14 protein-coding genes are annotated in these 14,991 nt (G+C 71.9%); 6 read left to right on the forward strand and 8 right to left on the reverse strand.

The window, feature by feature from the left end; all coding sequences use genetic code 11:
* The first annotated feature begins 32 nt into the window (after nt 1-32).
* On the forward strand, nt 33-797 hold the full coding sequence (locus ACIBK5_RS13825; protein ID WP_399019245.1) for a hypothetical protein: 765 nt from the start codon (nt 33-35) through the stop codon (nt 795-797).
* Between the two features lie 91 nt (nt 798-888).
* Here the strand turns inward: ACIBK5_RS13825 and ACIBK5_RS13830 are convergent, their stop codons facing one another.
* The 5 genes from ACIBK5_RS13830 to ACIBK5_RS13850 form a co-directional block, all read right to left on the reverse strand.
* Nucleotides 889-4,008: an efflux RND transporter permease subunit gene (locus ACIBK5_RS13830; RefSeq protein ID WP_399019247.1), complete on the reverse strand. Its 3,120-nt coding sequence runs from the start codon at nt 4,006-4,008 to the stop codon at nt 889-891.
* Between the two features lie 159 nt (nt 4,009-4,167).
* Nucleotides 4,168-4,851: a response regulator gene (locus tag ACIBK5_RS13835; RefSeq protein WP_399019249.1), complete on the reverse strand. Its 684-nt coding sequence runs from the start codon at nt 4,849-4,851 to the stop codon at nt 4,168-4,170.
* The gene (locus tag ACIBK5_RS13840) at nt 4,848-6,068 is read right to left on the reverse strand and encodes a sensor histidine kinase (protein ID WP_399019251.1); all 1,221 of its coding nucleotides are present in this window, start codon (nt 6,066-6,068) and stop codon (nt 4,848-4,850) included. Before ACIBK5_RS13840 ends, ACIBK5_RS13835 begins: the two co-directional genes overlap by 4 nt.
* 219 nt (nt 6,069-6,287) lie before the next feature.
* Nucleotides 6,288-6,566 carry a hypothetical protein gene (locus ACIBK5_RS13845; RefSeq protein WP_215121952.1) on the reverse strand — a complete coding sequence of 93 codons (279 nt, stop codon included), beginning with the start codon at nt 6,564-6,566 and terminating at the stop codon, nt 6,288-6,290.
* A 23-nt stretch (nt 6,567-6,589) separates the two neighbouring features.
* A complete protein-coding gene (locus ACIBK5_RS13850) occupies nt 6,590-7,375 on the reverse strand; it encodes a PspA/IM30 family protein (protein ID WP_399019990.1) in 786 nt (261 codons plus the stop codon).
* 325 nt (nt 7,376-7,700) lie between these two features.
* On the opposite strand from ACIBK5_RS13850, the gene ACIBK5_RS13855 reads away from it, so the two are divergent.
* On the forward strand, nt 7,701-8,300 hold the full coding sequence (locus tag ACIBK5_RS13855; RefSeq protein ID WP_399019252.1) for a DUF3043 domain-containing protein: 600 nt from the start codon (nt 7,701-7,703) through the stop codon (nt 8,298-8,300).
* Nucleotides 8,301-8,380: 80 nt separating this feature from the next.
* Nucleotides 8,381-9,121 carry a class I SAM-dependent methyltransferase gene (locus tag ACIBK5_RS13860; RefSeq protein WP_399019992.1) on the forward strand — a complete coding sequence of 247 codons (741 nt, stop codon included), beginning with the start codon at nt 8,381-8,383 and terminating at the stop codon, nt 9,119-9,121.
* A gap of 52 nt (nt 9,122-9,173) precedes the next feature.
* On the opposite strand, the gene ACIBK5_RS13865 is transcribed toward ACIBK5_RS13860, so the two are convergent.
* Nucleotides 9,174-9,386 (reverse strand): hypothetical protein, encoded by a 213-nt coding sequence (locus ACIBK5_RS13865; RefSeq protein WP_382841179.1) that lies wholly within the window; start codon nt 9,384-9,386, stop codon nt 9,174-9,176.
* A 232-nt stretch (nt 9,387-9,618) separates the two neighbouring features.
* On the opposite strand from ACIBK5_RS13865, the gene ACIBK5_RS13870 reads away from it, so the two are divergent.
* Nucleotides 9,619-10,818, forward strand: a complete 1,200-nt coding sequence (locus tag ACIBK5_RS13870) for a bifunctional adenosylcobinamide kinase/adenosylcobinamide-phosphate guanylyltransferase (RefSeq protein ID WP_399019254.1) — start codon at nt 9,619-9,621, stop codon at nt 10,816-10,818.
* A gap of 265 nt (nt 10,819-11,083) precedes the next feature.
* Here ACIBK5_RS13870 and ACIBK5_RS13875 read toward each other — a convergent pair whose 3' ends face one another.
* Entirely contained in the window at nt 11,084-12,121 is a 1,038-nt protein-coding gene (locus ACIBK5_RS13875; protein ID WP_399019256.1) for a class I SAM-dependent methyltransferase, read from the reverse strand.
* A gap of 200 nt (nt 12,122-12,321) precedes the next feature.
* Here ACIBK5_RS13875 and cobT point away from each other — a divergent pair, with 200 nt between their 5' ends.
* Nucleotides 12,322-13,422 carry a nicotinate-nucleotide--dimethylbenzimidazole phosphoribosyltransferase gene (gene cobT, locus ACIBK5_RS13880; RefSeq protein WP_399019258.1) on the forward strand — a complete coding sequence of 367 codons (1,101 nt, stop codon included), beginning with the start codon at nt 12,322-12,324 and terminating at the stop codon, nt 13,420-13,422.
* Nucleotides 13,423-13,548: 126 nt separating this feature from the next.
* Nucleotides 13,549-14,247, forward strand: a complete 699-nt coding sequence (locus tag ACIBK5_RS13885; RefSeq protein WP_399019260.1) for a hypothetical protein — start codon at nt 13,549-13,551, stop codon at nt 14,245-14,247.
* Here ACIBK5_RS13885 and ACIBK5_RS13890 read toward each other — a convergent pair.
* Nucleotides 14,187-14,951 carry a hypothetical protein gene (locus ACIBK5_RS13890; RefSeq protein WP_399019262.1) on the reverse strand — a complete coding sequence of 255 codons (765 nt, stop codon included), beginning with the start codon at nt 14,949-14,951 and terminating at the stop codon, nt 14,187-14,189. The genes ACIBK5_RS13885 and ACIBK5_RS13890 overlap by 61 nt on opposite strands.
* Between the last annotated feature and the right edge of the window lie 40 nt (nt 14,952-14,991).

Genomic DNA, 14,991 nt, shown 5'->3' on the forward strand with positions numbered 1-14,991 from the left:
CTCCGTGACGTCCTCATGACCTTCCGGCAGTCGTGAACACGTTCCTGGCCGAGCTGAGCAAGAAGCTGGCCGAACGCTGGTTGTCACTGCTCGTGCTGCCGGGTCTGCTCTTCCTGGGCACGGCATGGGTGGCCACCACGCTCGGTCACCTCGCCGCGCTGAACCACGGGACCGCGCTCACCAAGGCGGCGGAGCAGGCCCAAGCTCTCCACGGCAAGCCGGTTCAGGTGGGTGCCCTGGTGGTGGCCGTCCTGCTGGGGGCCGCGGCGGTCGGGCTTCTCGCCAACGCCTTGGCGACGCCGGTCGAACGCCTGTGGCTCGGCCGGTGGAAGGTGCCGTTCCGCCCGGCGCCCACGGAGCCGCGCACCTGGATCGGCAAGCGCATGGCCCTTCTCGACCAGCGGATCGGAGCGCAGTACTTCGGGCTGCGGATCTCGCTCGTCTGGCCGCGGCTGTGGCTCTTGCTGGAGGAGGACCTGCGCAAGGCCGTCGGCACGCTGCAGGAGCGGATCGGCTCGACGTGCACGCTGGCCGGCTGGGGCCTGCTCTACCTTCTTCTCGGGCTCGTCTGGTGGCCCGCGGCCCTCGTGGGGATCGCCGTCCTCGCGACCGCCTGGCGCCGAGGCCGGGAAGCGGTGCACGGCTACGCGTCGTTGGTCGAGGCCGTCGTCGACGTCCGTCAGACCGACCTTGCGGCCGCGCTGGGTGTGGATCTGCCGCAAGGGGTCATCACGGCCGCCGAAGCAGCCAAGATCAACGAACGGCTGGACAAGGGCCTGCCCCCACTCCCTCCGTGATGACAGTCGGGGCCGGGTCGGGTCGGCCCACGCATACGAACCGGGCCCGCACGATCCGTGCGGGCCCGGCGCATCACAGCTGACCGGTCGGCTACACGCCTGCCGGCTCCGGCTCCTCCGCCGTCTCCGTGCGCGGGGCCGGGAGGCCCTTCTTCGCCGCGCGCTTCTTCGCCCGGCGCTCCTTGCGGAGTTCGAACATCGCGTACAGCGTCGGGACCAGAAGGAGGGTGAGCAGCGTCGACGTCACCAGGCCGCCGATCACGACCACGGCCAGCGGCTGGGCGATGAAGCCGCCCTCGCCGGTGATGCCGAGGGCCATCGGGAGCAGGGCGAAGATCGTCGCCAGGGCGGTCATGAGGATCGGGCGCAGTCGGTGGCGGCCGCCCTCGATGACGGCCTCGACGACGCCGTAGCCCTGCTTGCGGTACTGGTTGATCAGGTCGATCAACACGATCGCGTTCGTCACCACGATGCCGATCAGCATCAGCATGCCGATCATCGCGGGGACACCCATCGGGGTGCCGGTCGCCACCAGGAGGCCGATGGCGCCCGTGGCCGCGAACGGGATGGAGACGAGCAGGATCAGCGGCTGGACCAGGGACTTGAAGGTGCCGACCAGCAGCATGAAGACGATCGCGATGGCCGCCAGCATCGCCAGGCCCAGGTTGAGGAACGCCTCGTCCTGGTCCTCGGAGACACCACCGATCGACGCCGTGGCGCCGTCCGGGAGCTTCAGCGCGCTGATCTCGGACTGGAGCTTGGTGCTCACCGCTCCCGTGTTGTCGCCGGTCGGCTTCGCGGAGATGGTGGCCGCGCGCTGGCCGTCGATCCGGGTCATGGAGACCGGGCCGTCGATCTGCTTCACCGTCGCGATGTCGCCGAGCTTCACCGCGCCCAGGTTCAGGTCCTGAAGCTGCTTCAGGGTCTGGGCGGGCTTCGCCGAGCGGATGACGACGTCGCGCTCGCTGTCGTCGAGGGTCGCCTTGGCCGCGTTGGTGCCGCGGATGGCCTGCGCGACGGCCGCGCCCAGGGTCTGGTCGTTGAAGCCGGCCGCGGCCGCCTTGTCGTTGGCCTTCACCGAGATGCGCGGCACGCTCTGCGCCAGGTCGCTGGTGACGTCCGTGACGTCGTCGAGCTCGGCGACCGTCTTGCGGACCTGCTCGGACGCCGTACGCAGGACATCGGCGTCGGCGGCCTTCACCACGACGCTGAGGTCCTGGGCACCGAAGCCGTCACCGGCGGCGATGGTGGTCGTGCCGATGCCCTTGAGGCCGGCCAGGCCCTTCTCGATGTCGTCCTGGACGTCCTCGAACGGCACGGAGTCGTCCAGCATGATCTGGTACGAGGCCTGGTTGGAGTCCGTGCCGCCGCCGAAGGCGGCCATGAAGCCGGACGAACCGATGGTGACCTGGTAGTCCTTGACGCCCTTGGTGTCGGCGAGCAGCTGCTCGACCTTCTTGGCCTGGGCGTCGGTCGCCGCGAGGCTGGTGCCGGGCTTCAGCTCCTGCTTGACGCTGAGGACCTCCTGCTCGCCCTGGTCGAAGAAGTTCGTCTTCAGCAGCGGCGCCATGCCGAACGTGCCGACCAGGACGACGATCGCGAGGGCCACGCTGGTGAGGCGGCGGCGGGTCGCGAAGCGCAGGACCGGGACGTAGAGGCGCTGGAGGCGGCTCTTGGCCTCCTTCTCCTCGGCGAGGCGGCGTGCCTCGTCCGCGTCTTCCGGGGTGCCCTTCGGCGGGCGCAGGAACCAGTACGACAGGACCGGTACGACCGTCAGGGAGACGAGGAGCGAGGCCAGCAGGGCGGCCGTGACCGTCAGGCTGAACGAGCCGAACAGCTCGCCCACCATGCCGCCGACCAGGCCGATCGGCAGGAACACCGCGACCGTGGTGAGCGTCGAGGACGTCACCGCGCCCGCCACCTCACGGACGGCCAGGAGGATCGCCGAGTGGCGCTCCTCGCCGTAGCCGAGGTGCCGCTTGATGTTCTCCAGGACCACGATCGAGTCGTCGACGACGCGTCCGATGGCGATCGTCAGAGCGCCCAGCGTCAGGACGTTCAGCGACAGGTCACGGGTCCACAGGACGATCAGGGCGAGGACGACCGACAGCGGGATGGAGACCGCCGTGACGAGGGTGGAGCGGATCGAGGCCAGGAAGACCAGGATCACCAGGACCGCGAAGAGCAGACCGAGCGCACCCTCGGTGGTCAGGCCCTTGATGGACTTCGACACGGCCGGGCCCTGGTCGCTGACGACCGTGAGGTCGGCGCCGGAGCCGAGGTCCTTGCGGAGGTCGGGGAGCTTGTCCTGGACGGCCTCGGAGATCGCGACCGCGCTGCCGTCGCGGTCCATGGTGACGGCGACGGAGAGGCTGGGCTTGCCGTCCGTGCGGGTGATGGAGTCGGCCGCGGCCTCCTGCTGCTTCACCGAGGCGACGTCGCCGAGGCGCACCGGCTTGCCCTTGCCGGGCTCGCCCGTGACCATCAGGTCCTGGATCTGCTTCAGCGAGGTGAAGCCGCCGCCGACCTGGACCGTGCGGTTGGCGCCGTCCTCGTCGAAGGAGCCGGCCGGGACGGTGGCGCCGCCCGCCTGGAGGGCCTGCATGAGGGACTGCGGGGTGAGGCCCGCCTTGGCGAGCTTCGCGTTGTCGGGGGTGACGGCGACCTGGAGGTCCCGCACACCGTCGACAGTGACCTGGCCGACGCCGTCGATGCTCTTGAGGTCCGGCACGACGGTCTTTTCGAGCTGGTCGGCCAGGGCCTGCTGGTCCCGCTCGGAGCTGACCGCGAGGACGACGGTCGGCATGTCGTCCGTGGAACCGGCGACGATCTGCGGGTCGACGTCGTCCGGGAGCTGGACACGGGCCCGGTTGACGGCCTGCTGGACGTCGGCGACGAGCTGCTTGGTGTCGTTGCCGTAGTCGAAGGACGCCATGATCACGGCGTTGCCCTCGCTGGCGGTGGAGGTGACGCCGCTGATGCCGTCGACGGCTTCGAGGTTGTCCTCGATGGGTTCGACGACCTGCTTCTCGACCACGTCCGGTGACGCGCCCTGATACGGCGCCAGCACGGACACCATGGGCAGTTCGATGGTGGGCAGCAGCTGCTGCTTGAGCTGGGGTATCGCGATCGCCCCGAAGACGAGCGCGATGATCGACATCAGCCCTATCAGGGCCCGTTGCGCGAGGCTGAATTTCGACAGCCAGGACATGGGTGAGGGTCTCTCTTCTGTTAGCGGCAGAAGCGGCAGCGAGCGCGCAGATGAGCACCCGCCCTAACACCCTGAGCCATCGGGGACCCCGGATTCGTAGGCCCCAGGTCCATTTCCTTATGCCGCGCATACTCCGGGCGCAGTACACCCGGGCCGGGCTCACTCCACCCTTGGACGGACCAGTCCGGACTCGTACGCAGTGACCACGAGCTGGGCCCTGTCCCGGGCGCCCAGCTTGGCCATGGCCCGGTTGACGTGCGTCTTCACCGTCAGCGGGCTGACCTCCAGACGCTCGGCGATCTCGTCGTTGGAGTGTCCTCCGGCGACCTGGACGAGCACTTCGCGCTCCCGCCCGGTGAGCGAGTCGAGCCGCTCGGCGCGGGCCGGGTCGCGCTCGTTGTCGTCGGCCGGGTCCTGGGCGAGGAAGCGGGCGATGAGGCCGGTGGTGGCCGCCGGGGACAGCAGGGCCTGGCCTCCGGCGGCGGTGCGGATGGCGGTGAGCAGTTCCTCGGGCTCGGAGCCCTTGCCGAGGAAGCCGGAGGCGCCGGCGCGCAGCGACTGCACGACGTAGTCGTCGACCTCGAACGTCGTCAGGATGACCACGCGGACGTCGGCGAGTTCGGGGTCGGCGCTGATCATGCGGGTCGCGGCGAGACCGTCGGTGCCGGGCATCCGGATGTCCATGAGGACGACGTCGGCATGCTGCTCCTTGGTCATCCGCACCGCTTCGGCGCCGTCGGACGCCTCCCCCACCACCTCCATGTCGGGCTCGGAGTCGACGAGCACCCGGAAGGCGCTGCGCAGCAGTGCCTGGTCGTCGGCGAGCAGGACACGGATGGTCATGCGGGGTCCTCCCCGGTCGGTGTGCGGTTCTTGACCGGCAGGATCGCATGGACGCGGAAGCCGCCGCCGTAGCGGGGACCGGTGGTGAGGGTGCCGCGCAGGGCGGTGACGCGCTCCCGCATGCCGAGCAGGCCGTGGCCGCCGCCGCTGCCCGGGTCGGCGTCCTCGCCGCTGCCGTCGTCGAGCACGGTGATCTCGATGTTCGGCCCGACCCGTACGACGCTGACCTCGGCCTTGGCGTGCGGCCCGGCGTGCTTCTGCACGTTGGTGAGGGCCTCCTGGATGATCCGGTAGGCGGCCAGGTCCACGGCCGCGGGCAGGGCGGTGCCCTGGTCGGTGCGGGCGACCTCGATGCGTTGCCCGGCGTTGCGGAAGGTGCCGGCGAGTTCGTCGAGGCGGTCCAGGCCGGGGGCGGGTTCCGTGGGGGCCTCCGGGTCACCGGACTGTCTGAGCAGGCCGACGGTGGCCCGCAGTTCGTTGAGGGCGGAGCGGCTGGCCTCCCGGACGTGGGAGAGGGCCTCCTTGGCCTGGTCGGGGCGCTTGTCCATGACGTGGGCGGCGACGCCGGCCTGGACGTTGACCAGGGCGATGTGGTGGGCGACGACGTCGTGCAGGTCCCGGGCGATGCGCAGGCGTTCCTCGGCGACCCGGCGGCGGGCCTCCTCCTCGCGGGTGCGTTCGGCGCGTTCGGCGCGTTCCCGGATGGCCTGGATGAAGGCGCGGCGGCTGCGGACGGCGTCGCCCGCGGTGGCGCCGATGCCGGCCCAGGCCACGATGCCGAGGTTCTCCTGGGCGTACCAGGGCAGCGGTCCGGCGGCCATGGCGGCGCCGGTCAGCACGGTCGTGGTGAGCAGGCCGACCCGCCAGGTGGTGGGGCGGTCGGTGGTGGAGGCGACGGTGTACAGGGCGATGACGGCGGACATGGCGACGGGGGCGCGGGGGTCGCCGGTGACGGACTCGATGACGGAGAACGTGCCGGTGAGGGCCAGGACCGTCATGGGGGCGCGGCGGCGGAAGACCAGGGCGGCGGCGCCGAGGACCATCAGGACGAGGCTGAGGGGGTCGGGGGTGCGCAGGACCCAGTTGACGGTGTCGCGGTGGCGGGGCTCCACGAGGGAGCCGGCGACCATGCAGGTCAGGACGCCTGCGGCCAGGACGGCGTCTACGGCGAGGGGGTGCGCCTTGGCCTGGACTTTGGCCCGCGCGAGTGTGCTCACGGCTGTTTACGGTAACCGGACCGGCTGTGTTTGTGTGAAGTGCTCGGCGTCGGGGCTGGGGGCGGGTGGGTCCGCGGCCCGGCGGTGCGGGGTGCCGCTGCGCCCACCCGTGCCGCCCCTAGCGGCACGCATGCCCGCAGCTAAGCGGGACGGGCGCCCGCAGCTGAGGCGGTGCGCATGCCCGCAGCCAGGGAGGCACGGATGCCGCGGCTGGGTGGGTCAGCCCGGGATCAGGCCGTCGTCGCTGAGGAAGTCCCTGACTTCCTCCAGGGTCGCGTCCGGGGACGGGAGGATCAGTTCCGAGGGTTCCAGGGAGTCGTCCGGGAGGGGGTCGCCGAGGTCGCGGACCCTGGTCAGCAGGGCCTGGAGGGTGCGGCGGAAGGCCGGGCCGTCGCCGTTCTCCATTTCGGCCAGGAGCTCGTCGTCCAGCTTGTTCAGTTCGGTGAGGTGGCCGTCGGCCAGCCTCACCTGGCCCTCCCCCATGATCCGTACGATCATGTCGCCCTCCTAGGCGTGGGCCCCTACTGCTTGTCGAAGCGCGGGGTGTCCTGCGGCTGCTGCCGGTCCTGCTGCTGCGACTGGCTCGTGCCACCACCCTCGATGGCCTGCTGCCCGGCGGCGGGGCCCCCGGCCAGCTCCTGCTTCATCCGCTGCAGTTCCAGCTCTACATCCGTACCACCGGAGAGCCGGTCCAGCTCGGCCTGGATGTCGTCCTTGTGCATGCCGGAGGGGTCGTCCAGCGCCCCGGAGGCGAGCAGCTCGTCGATCGCGCCGGCGCGGGCCTGGAGCTGGGCCGTCTTGTCCTCGGCGCGCTGGATCGCCAGGCCGACGTCGCCCATCTCCTCCGAGATGCCGGAGAAGGCCTCGCCGATCCGGGTCTGCGCCTGGGCCGCCGTGTACGTCGCCTTGATCGTCTCCTTCTTCGTACGGAAGGCGTCGACCTTGGCCTGGAGCCGCTGGGCCGCGAGGGTGAGCTTCTCCTCCTCGCCCTGCAGCGTCGCGTGCTGCGTCTCCAGGTCGGTCACCTGCTGCTGGAGGGCGGCCCGGCGGGACAGCGCCTCACGGGCCAGGTCCTCACGGCCCAACGCGAGCGCCTTGCGGCCCTGGTCCTCCAGCGTGGAGGACTGCTTGTTCAGCTGGGCGAGCTGAAGCTCCAGGCGCTTGCGGCTGGTCGCCACGTCGGCGACGCCGCGGCGCACCTTCTGGAGCAGCTCCAGCTGCTTCTGGTACGAGTAATCGAGGGTCTCGCGCGGGTCCTCGGCCCGGTCAAGGGCCTTGTTCGCCTTCGCGCGGAAGATCATCCCCATACGCTTCATGACACCGCTCATGGGCTTCGCGCGCCCCCTTCTGACCGAACCGGCTCCAGCTCCTGCGACAGAACCCACAGTACGGGCCCTGCATCCATTACCGCACTGTTCGGGGACGGATGCGCTCATCCCCAAGGACGACTGTGGACGGTCCCGCTCCGGCGTAGGGAGTAGGTGGTCCCCGGGGTTACCGGAGGCGTACTTCCCGGGAAACCGCCGGTGCCGTACACATCGTCCCCTCTGTCCCCATACAGACGACTGGTGTTGCCGGATCGTTCCCCACGGGACTGGGGTCCATGCCCGGAAGCCCTTACCCTTGGGTTTTGTGTTCCGTAGCCGTGCGAAGGATGAGAAGGCCCAGGACGCCGTGAAGGCGCCGGAGACCGACTCCAGTCAGCCCCGTCACCCCGAGGCCCGCAAGGGCCGCCCCACGCCCAAGCGCAGCGCGGCCCAGTCGCAGCGCCGCAGCGTGGCCAACACGTCGACGACGCGCAAGGAGGCCGCCAAGCGACAGCGCGCGGAGCGCCGTACCGCGATGGAGCGCCAGCGCCAGGCGCTGGCCAGCGGCGACGAGCGGTATCTGCCCGCCCGCGACAAGGGACCGGTCCGCCGGTTCGCGCGCGACTTCGTCGACTCGCGGTTCAACATCGCGGAGTTCTTCCTGCCGATGGCCGTGGTCATCCTCGTGCTGAGCATGGTGCGCGTGGCCTCGCTGCAGAACATCGCGCTGCTGCTGTGGCTCGTGGTGATCGTGCTGATCGTGCTCGACTCGTTCGTCTCCGCCTTCCGCCTGAAGAAGCAGCTGGCCGAGCGGTTCGCCGGCGAGAACAGGCGTGGCGCGGTCGCCTACGCCCTGATGCGCTCCCTCCAGATGCGTCGGCTCCGGCTGCCGAAGCCGCAGGTCAAGCGCGGAGAGCGGCCCTGACCACGACGCCGTTTTCCGAGAGCGCGGCGGACGCCCGGGTTTCCGGGCCGGTGGGGCTGCGCGATGTGGTCCGGCAGGAGCTGGTCGCCCGGCAGCTGGACGAGCAGATATCCGGGCGGTTCCCGGTCGGCCAGCGGCTGCGGGTGCTCGACGTGGGCATGGGCCGGGGCACGCAGGCGCTGCGGCTGGCCCGGGCCGGGCACCAGGTGACCGGTCTGGAGCAGGACCCGAAGTCGGTCGCCGCGGCGCGGGAGTCCCTCGCGGGGGAACCCGAGGGCATCCGGAAGCGGATGCGGATCATCGAGGGCGACGGCCGGGACACCGGTGTGCACTTCCTGCCGGGCGCCTTCGACGTGGTGCTGTGTCATGGCGTGCTCATGTACGTGGAGGAGCCCGACCCGCTGCTGGCGGGTCTCGCCCGGATGCTCGCGCACGGCGGACTGCTGTCCCTGCTCGTGCGCAACGGGGACGCGCTCGCACTGCGGCCGGGGCTGTCCGGCGCCTGGGCCGACGCGCTGACCGCCTTCGACACGACCGCCAACCTCCCCCATTCTCGAAAAGACTCGAACGGGGGGACCCCCGTCCGGCTGGGGCTCGACGTACGGGCCGACCGGCTGAAGGACCTGACGTCGACGCTCGCGGGGATCGGGGCGCCGCTGCACGCCTGGTACGGGGTGAGCGTGTTCACCGACTCGGCGGCTGACGGCGACGAGGTCCCGGACGACGCCCAGACGCTGCTCGCGGTGGAGGAGAGGGCCGGGCGGACGGATCCGTACCGCGGGGTGGCGGCGCTGCTGCACCTGTGCGGTGTTCGGGGCTGACACAGCCAAAGAAGTGGGGGTGGGCGAGGGCCGTCGGCCCCCGCCCCCGGGCTCACGCCTCGGCCGCGTGCAGACTCATCGGGCCGTAGATCTCCGTGGCGTCCTCGAACAGACGCACCTGGTCGGCGCCGCCTTCCTGCAGCTCCTTCCAGTGCTCCCCGATCCAGGACTCGGCATCCCCCTGGGTGGGGAAGTCCTCCGGCGGTACCGCGGGCTGGACCTCAGTCCCGTCGGTCTTCTCGAACCGCCACGTCCATGCCGCCATGTACGCCTCCCATGTGTGTGAGCACACTGCACAGCCTGCACAACGGGAGCCGGATCTTGGTCCGGCTCCTGTGCCGAGCCTAAGCGTTTCGCCGAGTGGGGCGTTACAGGCGTTGCGGGAGTGCGGGTTCTTGGGCGGGTGCGGGCCGCATTGGGCTGGTCGCGCAGTTCCCCGCGCCCCTGGGGGCGTCGCCGTCACGCATGACACATCGCGACGGGTGAGAATCGGGGGCGTGGAACTTACTCTGCTCGGCACCGGTGCACCCGCGGGACTTCCCCGCCCTGACTGTCCCTGTGCGGCTTGTGCCGCCGCTCTCGGGCCAGACGCTCGGGCGGCCACCGCGTTGCTGCTGGACGGGGCGCTGTTGCTCGACCTGACGCCCGGAGCGGCGTTCGCGGCGGCTCGGGCGGGGCGTTCGCTGACCGGCGTACGGCAGGTGCTGTTGTCGCATCCGCACGACGGGCCCGCGGTCGAGGTGCCTGCCGGGGTGCCGCAACCCGGACGGGTGCCGGACGGGCAGGAGTTGACGCTGCTGACGGGGCACCGGGTGCGGGCGGTGGCGATGGACGCGCCGGGCACGGGGTACGCGGTGACCGGGCCGGAGGGTCAGCGGCTGCTGTATCTGCCGCCGGGCGGGGCGCCGGCGGGGCTGGCGGAACCGACGGAGCCGTACGACATGGTCCTCGCGGATGTCGCGGGGCGGCCGGACGCGCTGGCGAAGCTGCGGGCGGTGGGGGCGGTGGGGCCGACGACCGATGTGGTCGCCGTCCATCTGGACCACGACGTGCCGCCGGGACCGGAGCTCGGGCGGCGGCTCGCGGCGGCGGGGGCGCGGGCGGTGCCGGACGGGGTGACGCTGGCGGTGGGGGCGTACGAGGACGTGCCGGACGTACCGCGGCGGACGCTGGTGCTGGGCGGGGCGCGGTCGGGCAAGTCGGTGGAGGCCGAGCGGCGGCTTGAGGCCTTTCCCGACGTGCTGTACGTGGCGACGGGCGGGTCGCGCAACGGGGACACCGAGTGGTCGGTGCGGGTCGCCGCGCACCGGGAACGGCGGCCGGGGTCGTGGCGGACGGTGGAGACCTGCGATCTGGTGCCGCTGCTGGCGGAGGAGGGGCCGCCGGTGCTGGTCGACTGTCTGTCGTTGTGGCTGACGGATGCGATGGACTCCGTCGGGGCGTGGGACGACGCGGTGTGGGCGGAGCGGGGGGAGAAGGCGTTGCGGGAGCGGGTGCGGGAGTTGACGGAGGCGGTGCGTTCCAGTCGGCGGGCGGTTGTCGCCGTGTCGAACGAGGTGGGGTCGGGGATCGTGCCGGCGACTGCGTCGGGGCGGCGGTATCGGGATGAACTGGGGCGGTTGAACGCGGGGTTCGCGGAGCAGTGTGAGCAGGTGCTGTTGGTGGTGGCGGGGCAGGCTGTGGTGCTGCGGGGGTGAGCGGTGCGGGGCGTCGGGGCTGGGGGCGGGTGGGTCCGCGGCCCGGCGGTGCGGGGTGCCGCTGCGCCCACCCGTGCCGCCCCTAGCGGCACGCATGCCCGCAGCTAGGGGGTTGGGGGGCGGCGCGCGTGCCGGCGGCGGGGCGGCGCGCGCGCCCGCAGCTAGGGGGTTGGGGGCGGCGCGTATGCCGGCGACGGGGCGGCGCGCGTGCCGGCGGCGGGGGGTGGCGCGTATGCCGGCGGCGGGGGGGCGCGTATGCCGGCGGCTAGGGGGTCTTTTGGGCGATGACGCGGTAGGTGTTCGCCAGGCGGGTGCGGCGGGACAGGGGGGCCAGTAGGTGGTCCGTCAGGGACGCCAGGCCGACCAGGGGGAGGCCTGCTCGGAGGAGGGCCTCGCGGGTGTGGCGGCGGAAGGGGGGTGGGGGGATGGCGCGCCAGGGGGTGTCCGGGGCCGGGAGGACGTGGGAGAGGGCCAGGGATGTCGCGCCGGAGAGGTCGTGGGGGATGTGGGTGGGGCAGTGGTCGAGGGTGAGGACCGTGCAGCCGGTCGTCTCCAGTTCGGCCCGGAGGTTGCGCGGGGGCAGCAGATGGAGGTGGCGGGGCTGGTCGTAGGGGAGCCACCAGCGGCCCAGGAGCGCGGCGAAGACACTGCGGGGGTCGAGGGTCTCGATGAGCAGGTGGCCGCCGGGGCGCAGGACGTGGAGGGCGGCGTGGAGTTCCGCGCGGGGGTCGCGGGAGCCCTCCAGGTGGTGGAGCATGCTGACCACGTCGTAGCGGGCGCGCAGCGGGCCGGAGATCCGGGGGTCCGACAGCCGGCCGACGTGGGCCTCCTCGACGCGTTCGGCGGAGACGGCCCGGACCACGTCCGGGGTGTCGTCCAGGCCGTCGAAGGAGGTGTAGGGGAAGAACTCCTGGGCCGTCGCCGGGAAGCGCGCGTGGCCCGTCCCCACGTCCAGCCAGCTCTCCGGCTCCCCGAACCGCAGCATCGCCCGGGCGGCCGACCGGTGGCGGTGCTGTCCGGCGCGCAGTGCGACGAGGGCGTCGGCCGTGGGGTCCCTGGGCGCTCCGCGCGCGGTCCGGCGGTAGTGGGCGAGGCCCTCGGCCGTGAGGCGGGGGTTCTGGAAGGTGTGGCCGCAGTCGCGGCAGTCGTCGACGGTGAAGTTGCCGGGCTTGTACTGCCGGAGGTCACCGGTGCGCAGCCGGTTGCGCAGTCGGCCGGAACCGCACCAGGGGCAGTCCTCGCGGCGCGGTTCGTGGACCGGCGCGGGCGCCTGGGGGACGGAGGGGGCGGGAAGTTCGGGCATGGGCGGCTCCCGGGCGCGAGGCGTACGGCAGTGGCGCGAGACGTACGGCAAGGACGTACGACAATCCGCTGCAAACGGGAACGTATGGGATGCCGATCTTGGGTGCAACGACGTCGCCGTGACGGAGTCGCGATGTGGCGCCGTGACGGAGTCGCGATGTGGCGCCGTGCTGTTCGATCGGTGCCGGTACTGTTCGGCGAATGAGCTCGCTTAATCTCGACGACTTCACCGATCTGATCGAGCGTCCGGACGGCGGGGTACGCCGTGACGCCGAGGCGCGCCGGGAGCGGCAGATCGTGCCGCCAGGATCGCTGGGCCGCCTCGACGACCTGGGTGAGTGGCTGGCGGCGGCGCAGTCCGCAGTGCCGGTACGGCCGGTAGACCGGCCGCGGGTGGTGCTCTTCGCCGGTGACCACGGCGTCGCGGAGCTGGGCGTCTCGGCCCGGCCGGCGGGCGGCGCCGGGGAGTTGGTGCGCGAGGTGCTGGAGGGCGGCAGGCCCGTCTCGGTGCTCGCCCGGCGGCTCGGCGTGCCGGTGCGGATCGTCGACATGGGCCTGGACTGTGACCCCGAGGCCCTGCCCGAGGACGTCGTACGGCATCGGGTGCGGCGCGGCAGCGGGCGGATCGACATCGAGGACGCGCTGACCCTTCAGGAGGCCGAGGCGGCGTTCCGGGCCGGGGTCGCGGTGGCCGACGAGGAGGCCGACTCCGGTACGGATCTGGTGGTGCTCGGCGATGTGAGCGTCGGCGGGACGACGGCGGCGGGCGTGCTGGTCGCGGCGCTGTGCGGGGTCGACGCGTCGGTCGTCACCGGGCGTGGCGGGCTGGCGATCGACGATCTGGCCTGGATGCGCAAGTGCGCGGCGATCCGGGACGCGCTGCGCCGGGCCCGGCCGGTGCTCGGGGACCAGTTGCAGCTGCTGGCGACGGTGGGCGGGGCCGATCTCGCGGCGATGACGGGCTTCCTGCTGCAGAGCGCCGTGCGGAAGCTGCCGGTGGTGCTCGACGGGGTCGTGACGGCCGCGTGCGCGCTGGTCGCGCAGCGGATCGCGTTCCGGGCACCGGACTGGTGGCTGGCCGCGCACGACAGCGGCGAGCCCGGGCAGGCGAAGGCCCTGGACCGGATGGCCCTGGAGCCGCTGCTGACCCAGGGTGTGACGGTCGGCGAGGGTGCGGGCGGGCTGTTGGCGCTCCCCCTGGTGCAGGCCGCGGCGGCGCTGGCGGCGGAGCTGCCCGAGAAGCCGAAGGAGTCGGAGGAGCCGGTGGAGGAGGAGACCTCGGAGGCTCCCGCCGAGCAGTAGCGATCCAGGTCACGCACACCTGGCTCAACTTCGTCCCGTTCCGGTCGGTCTTGGAACGTGGTGTCGGTTTGACTGAGTCGCAGACACCCTCAGACGTACCGACGCACGGACGAGGACGACCGCTCGATGACCACGCTCGCCCGCTGGGCCCGTGCCGAATGGGGGCCGCTGTACGCCGCTGTGCGCGGGCCGCTGCGGGAGCGGCGTCTGCGTGCGGTGCCGATGGCGGCCGGGGCCGTGTGTCTGACGTCCGTGCTGCACTTCGTGCACAACCAGTCGTGGGGCTACGGGTTCGTGCAGGACATCGGCGCCGTGCGGGCCGAGGACCCGCTGTGGCTCGCGCTGCTGCGGACGCCGCTGTCGCTGTTCGTGCCCGCGCTGGATCTGCCGGTGTGGGGCGCGCTGGCGCAGATCCTGCTGGTGTTCGGCATCGCGGAGCTCTGCCTGGGGTGGCGGCGGGCCCTGCTCATCGCCTACCTCGCGACGCTCACGGGCACGCTCTACGCCCGCCTGGGCATCTGGCTGGGCCCGGACTCCCCGCTGGGCCTGCCCGCCTCGGACGCGCGGGTCGTGGACACCGGGCCCTCTGCGGCGGTGGTGGGGCTGGCCGTCTGGCTGGGTCTGCGCTATCGCGCGTATGCCACGGCGGCGGCGGTGATCGTGGCCATGGTGGCCGAGGTCGCTCTGAAGGAGAACCTCGCGGGGAAGGAGCATCTGGCGGCGATCACGGCCGTGCTGGTGCTGTACACGGCCGGTGCGCTGCGTCAGTGGTGTTCGAGGGACCGGACGGGCTCGGGGTCGGGCGCGCCGCCGATCCAGTCCTGAAATCTGCGCCGGGGGCCCACCCAGCGGCGGTCGTGGTGGTAGGCCCGCAGGCCGGATTTCGCCCGGGCGCGGGGGCGGTTGCGGTAGAACCGCTTGGCCCACGGCGAGGTGGGGCGGGCCAGCCGTACGGCGCCGATCAGGGCGACGAGGGGGATGATCACGCCCAGGACGGCGAGGCGGACCTTGCCCTTGAACAGGGCGATGAGGGCGAACCCGAAGTTCACGACGACGTTGGCGAGGACGACGGCGCGGTTCTGCTGCTGGTCCTCGGAGAGGTCGTTGACGCCCAGCGGCGAGAAGCCCAGCAGGAGCAGGCCGACGAGGGAGGCGGTGAGGACGACCATCTCGACGCTCTTGCGGCCGTCCGGGGTCCAGTAGACGTCGGCGAGGTGCAGGACCAGGGCGAACTCGTCGAGGACGAGTCCGGCACCGATGCCGAAGAGCACTGCGGCCAGACACGAGCCGAAGCCGTGCTGGCCGCCTGCGACCGCGCCGAAGCCGCCGACGATCGTCAGGATGACGCCGGGGACCACGTGGTGGACGTGGACGCCGCCGCTGCTGCTGATGTTGCGGAAGGGCCCCTTGCCCGCCCGGATGAGACGGGTGATGCCCCGGGTGATCAGAAAAGTCATCACGAACGAGACGAGAGCGAGGAGCAGCGGCAGCTTGCCGGGTTCCATGATGTTCCGCTCGAACCATCCCATATGTGAACTTTATCCTCGGCCGCCGTGCCCGCTCTCCTGA

Origin of the sequence: Streptomyces sp. NPDC050546, from assembly GCF_044457425.1 — a bacterium.
Classification (GTDB): domain Bacteria; phylum Actinomycetota; class Actinomycetes; order Streptomycetales; family Streptomycetaceae; genus Streptomyces.

Coding starts and splice junctions, on each gene's coding strand:
- ACIBK5_RS13885 (WP_399019260.1), top strand. CDS start 13,549: ATGACCACGCTCGCCCGCTGGGCCCGTGCCGAATGGGGGCCGCTGTAC.
- ACIBK5_RS13835 (WP_399019249.1), bottom strand. CDS start 4,851: ATGACCATCCGTGTCCTGCTCGCCGACGACCAGGCACTGCTGCGCAGC.
- ACIBK5_RS13890 (WP_399019262.1), bottom strand. CDS start 14,951: ATGGGATGGTTCGAGCGGAACATCATGGAACCCGGCAAGCTGCCGCTG.
- ACIBK5_RS13850 (WP_399019990.1), bottom strand. CDS start 7,375: ATGGGGATGATCTTCCGCGCGAAGGCGAACAAGGCCCTTGACCGGGCC.
- cobT (WP_399019258.1), top strand. CDS start 12,322: ATGAGCTCGCTTAATCTCGACGACTTCACCGATCTGATCGAGCGTCCG.
- ACIBK5_RS13830 (WP_399019247.1), bottom strand. CDS start 4,008: ATGTCCTGGCTGTCGAAATTCAGCCTCGCGCAACGGGCCCTGATAGGG.
- ACIBK5_RS13875 (WP_399019256.1), bottom strand. CDS start 12,121: ATGCCCGAACTTCCCGCCCCCTCCGTCCCCCAGGCGCCCGCGCCGGTC.
- ACIBK5_RS13865 (WP_382841179.1), bottom strand. CDS start 9,386: ATGGCGGCATGGACGTGGCGGTTCGAGAAGACCGACGGGACTGAGGTC.
- ACIBK5_RS13845 (WP_215121952.1), bottom strand. CDS start 6,566: ATGATCGTACGGATCATGGGGGAGGGCCAGGTGAGGCTGGCCGACGGC.